This window comes from Lapillicoccus sp. (assembly GCF_046595215.1).
Classification (GTDB): domain Bacteria; phylum Actinomycetota; class Actinomycetes; order Actinomycetales; family Dermatophilaceae; genus Lapillicoccus.
Map to the genome: position 1 here is coordinate 1 of NZ_JBKJPP010000175.1, position 3,817 is coordinate 3,817.

Here is a 3,817-nt window from a genome sequence, read left to right on the forward strand (position 1 = left end):
TCCTTGACCATGAGTGCCACGACGTGGCCCGGGTCACCACGGCGTCCCAGCTCGGCATACCCGCGGCCGCCGTGGAACGCGAGCGAGCCCTCGTTGGGCGGCTCGACGTTGACCTCGAGGGTCATCCGGCCGGAGGGGAGCGCGAGGGCCTCGAGCTCGTCGTAGACGAACCGTCCGAGCCCCCGCCGGCGGAATTGCTCAGCGATGACGATCCGGTCGAGATAGGCGAAGCCGGCACCGAAGCGTCGCGTGAACCACAGGTAGTTCTCCGAGTCGTAGTCGGTGCCCGCGCCGAAGGTCAGGACGAACCCCGCCACCGCGCCCCCGACGTCGATCACGTCCGCGCGGTCGGCCCACCGCCGCAGCTGGTCCAGCCGGGTCTCGTCCAGGGGAGAGAGCAGCTCGACGTCGTGCTCGTTGAGGGCGAGCACGGTGGGCACGTCGTCGTCGTGGATCGGCCGCAGCCTGGGGCTCTCGCTCATGACGCCAGTATTGCCAGCCCGGTCGATGCCCGCGGGCCCGGCCGGCGCTCCGAGACGCCCGGGTTCCGCCCGCCTCAGCCCAGACACGTCTGGCGAGTGGTGGGGGGGCGGGTCGGGGCGGGTCAGTCGGACCATCGGAAGGTGCGCTTCGCCGCCAGGGTGGCGAGCGCGGCCCAGCCGAGCAGGAGCAGCAGCGGTATGCCGTCCAGCCGGCCATCGACGAGGGCTGCCCGAAGGCCGTCGGCCAGGGCGGAGGACGGCAGCGCCGCCGCGACGTGGCTCAGGCCGGCCGGCAGCTCGGACCGCGGCAGGATGACCCCGCCGAGGACGAGCAGCAGGATCCACGCGAGGTTGGCGATGGCGAGCACCCCCTCGGCGCGGACCGCCCCGGCGAGGAGCAGGGCGAGGGCGACGAACGCCCACGTGCCCGCGAGGAGGAACAGCACGGCATACGGGAGGCCTGCGAGCTGTGGGTGCCAGCCGAGGAGGAGCCCGGCCCCGCCGAGGACGACCCACTGGACCACCTCGACGGCGAGCGTCGCCAGGGCCTTGCCCCACAGCAGGCCGCCGCGGCCCAGCGGGGTGGTCCCGAGCAGTCGCAGCACGGAGTAGCGCCGGTCGAACCCCGTCGAGATGGCCTGCGCGGTGAAGGCGGCCGAGATGACGCAGAGGGCGAGCACCCCGGGGACGGCGAGGTCGATGCGTCGGCCGGCCCCGAGTGAGGGGGAGCTGCTCAACGCCAGCCCGACGAGGGCGCCGAGGGGCAGGACGAGAGAGACGAGCAGCTGCTCGCCGTTGCGGACGAGCGTCCCGAGCTCAAACCTGGCCTGCGCGACGACGCGGCGCCGGGTCGGGGCGGCCTGCGGCGCCGACAGACGGGGGGAGCGGCCGTCCGGGAGCGTGCTCATCGGCGCACCGCCTCGGTGAGCTGGAAGTAGACCTGCTCGAGCGATCGGTCGCCCACGACCTCGGCCACGGAGCCCTCGGCGACGGTCCGGCCCTCGCTGACGATGACGAGGTGGTCGGCCAGGCGCTCGGCCTCCTCGAAGGAGTGCGTCGTCACGACGATGGTCGTCCCCTCGTCGCGGCACTGCTCGACGAGGTCGTAGACGTCGAGGCGACCGTGCGGGTCGAGCCCGGCCGTCGGCTCGTCGAGGAAGGCCACCTCGGGGCGACCCACGAGCGCCGCGGCCAGGGCGAGGCGCTGTCTCTGCCCGCCGGACAGCCGTCGGACGGTCGTGCCGGCGAAGGCGTCGATGCCGAGGCGTCGGGCCAGGCCCCCTACGTCGGCGGGCACGGCATACAGGGCGGCGAGGTGGTGCAGCAGTCGCATCGGCTTGGTGCCGTTGGGCAGGCCGCCGGACTGGAGCATGACGCCCACCCGGGCGCGCTGGTCGGCGGGGGAGTGCCACGGGTCGGTGCCGAGGACCCGGACACTGCCGTCGTCGGGGCGTTGCAGGCCCACCGCGCACTCGATCGCCGTCGTCTTGCCGGCCCCGTTGGGGCCGAGGACCGCCGTGACCCGCCCCGTCGAGGCCGACCAGGTCATCCCGTCGACGGCCGTGGTCGCGCCGAACCGACGGACGAGGCCGTCGAATCGGACGGCGTGCGGGAGCATGGGTGGCACGCCGGGAGTCTAGGCAGCGCGGCCGGGCCGGCGCGCTTAGGGTGACCTTACTTCACAGGACTCCACCAATTACGTCATACTGGTGTGGTGTTTATCGACGACGGCTCCTCAGCGGACTGCGAGACCACCTCGCAGCACCTCGAGCACCGCACCCGCGAGCGGGTGGTGGAGGTCATCTCCGAGCACGGACCGGTCACTGCGGCCGAGGTCGGCACGCTCCTGGGCCTGACGCCGGCAGCGGTCCGCCGCCACCTCGACGCCCTCGCCGAGCAGCACGCGGTCGTCGAGCACGCGGTCGTCGAGCACGACGCCAGCGGCGCGACCCACCGGCGCCGCGGTCGCCCGGCCCGGGCCTTCGTCATCGCCGATGCCGGCCACGAGTCGCTGTCGGCCGACTACGACGAGCTCGCCGTGCACGCCCTGCGCTACCTCCAGAGCGCGGTCGGCCCCCACGCCGTCGCCGACTTCGCCCGCGAGCGGGTGGCCGGCCTCGAGACCCGGTATGCCGCGCGGCTCACCGCCGCCGGCAGCGACCCCGCAGCCCGCGCCGACGCGCTCGTCGCGGCCCTGACCGGGGACGGGTTCGCCGCGTCGGCCCGCCCGGTGGGCGCAGGTGGTCTCGCCGGGGTGCAGCTCTGCCAGGGCCACTGCCCGGTCAAGCACGTAGCCGAGGAGTTCCCGGCGCTCTGCGACGCCGAGACCGACGCCTTCTCGCGCCTGCTCGGCGTCCACGTCCAGCGCCTCGCCACCCTGGCCGCCGGCCACCACGTCTGCACCACCTTCATCCCGACCCCCCGGGTCCGCGCCTCCACCGCGCCGGCCGAGGGCCCACTGCGCGGGGCTTCGGGAACACCGCGCCGCCCGCGAGTCTTGGACTCCACGGCACGCCGCACCGACCAGCACACCGCTCTCACCCAGGAAAGGTCCTCGCGATGAGCACCAGCATCGAAGAGCTCAACCCAGGTCTGAAGGACCTCGGCCGATACGAGTACGGCTGGGCCGACTCCGACACCGCGGGCGCCACCGCCAAGAGGGGGCTGAACGAGGACGTCGTCCGCGACATCTCCAGCCGCAAGAGCGAGCCGCAGTGGATGCTCGACCTGCGCCTGAAGTCGCTGCGACTGTTCGGCAAGAAGCCGATGCCCACCTGGGGTTCGGACCTCACCGGCATCGACTTCCAGAACATCAAGTACTTCGTGAAGTCCACGGAGAAGCAGGCCACCTCGTGGGACGAGCTGCCCGAGGACATCCGCAACACCTACGACCGGCTCGGGATCCCGGAGGCGGAGAAGCAGCGCCTCATCGGTGGCGTCGCCGCCCAGTACGAGTCCGAGGTCGTCTACCACCAGATCCGCGAGGACCTGGAGGAGAAGGGCGTCATCTTCGTCGACACCGACACGGCCCTGCGCGAGCACGAGGAGCTCTTCCGGGAGTACTTCACGTCGGTGATCCCCGCCGGCGACAACAAGTTCGCCTCGCTCAACACCGCGGTGTGGTCCGGCGGCTCGTTCATCTACGTGCCCAAGAACGTCAAGATCGACATCCCGCTGCAGGCTTATTTCCGGATCAACACCGAGAACATGGGCCAGTTCGAGCGCACCCTGATCATCGCCGACGAGGGCTCCGACGTGCACTACGTCGAGGGCTGCACCGCCCCGATCTACAAGTCGGACTCGCTGCATTCCGCCGTGGTCGAGATCATCGTGAA

Annotated in this window: 5 protein-coding genes; 2 read left to right on the plus strand and 3 right to left on the minus strand. The window is 72.1% G+C overall.

Going from position 1 to position 3,817, the window contains the following annotated elements:
- From ACLL9L_RS15125 to ACLL9L_RS15135, 3 genes are all read right to left on the minus strand, one after another.
- A partial coding sequence (locus ACLL9L_RS15125; RefSeq protein WP_411285486.1) for a GNAT family N-acetyltransferase occupies window positions 1–482 on the minus strand: 482 nt, incomplete at its 3' end.
- A gap of 122 nt (window positions 483–604) precedes the next feature.
- On the minus strand, window positions 605–1,390 hold the full coding sequence (locus ACLL9L_RS15130; protein ID WP_411285487.1) for an ABC transporter permease: 786 nt from the start codon (window positions 1,388–1,390) through the stop codon (window positions 605–607).
- Window positions 1,387–2,100: an ABC transporter ATP-binding protein gene (locus tag ACLL9L_RS15135; RefSeq protein WP_411285490.1), complete on the minus strand. Its 714-nt coding sequence runs from the start codon at window positions 2,098–2,100 to the stop codon at window positions 1,387–1,389. The genes ACLL9L_RS15130 and ACLL9L_RS15135 overlap by 4 nt, the downstream gene beginning before the upstream one ends.
- A gap of 96 nt (window positions 2,101–2,196) precedes the next feature.
- Here ACLL9L_RS15135 and ACLL9L_RS15140 point away from each other — a divergent pair, with 96 nt between their 5' ends.
- Together ACLL9L_RS15140 and sufB are read left to right on the plus strand one after the other, a co-directional pair.
- A complete protein-coding gene (locus ACLL9L_RS15140; protein WP_411285488.1) occupies window positions 2,197–3,045 on the plus strand; it encodes a helix-turn-helix transcriptional regulator in 849 nt (282 codons plus the stop codon).
- Window positions 3,042–3,817 (plus strand): Fe-S cluster assembly protein SufB (gene sufB / locus ACLL9L_RS15145; RefSeq protein WP_411285489.1); only part of this gene is annotated, 776 nt, incomplete at its 3' end. The genes ACLL9L_RS15140 and sufB, both read left to right, overlap by 4 nt.

Bases quoted from the DNA above. Each gene is read 5' to 3' on its own strand.
- ACLL9L_RS15135 (WP_411285490.1), bottom strand. From the start codon at position 2,100: ATGCTCCCGCACGCCGTCCGATTCGACGGCCTCGTCCGTCGGTTCGGC.
- ACLL9L_RS15130 (WP_411285487.1), bottom strand. From the start codon at position 1,390: ATGAGCACGCTCCCGGACGGCCGCTCCCCCCGTCTGTCGGCGCCGCAG.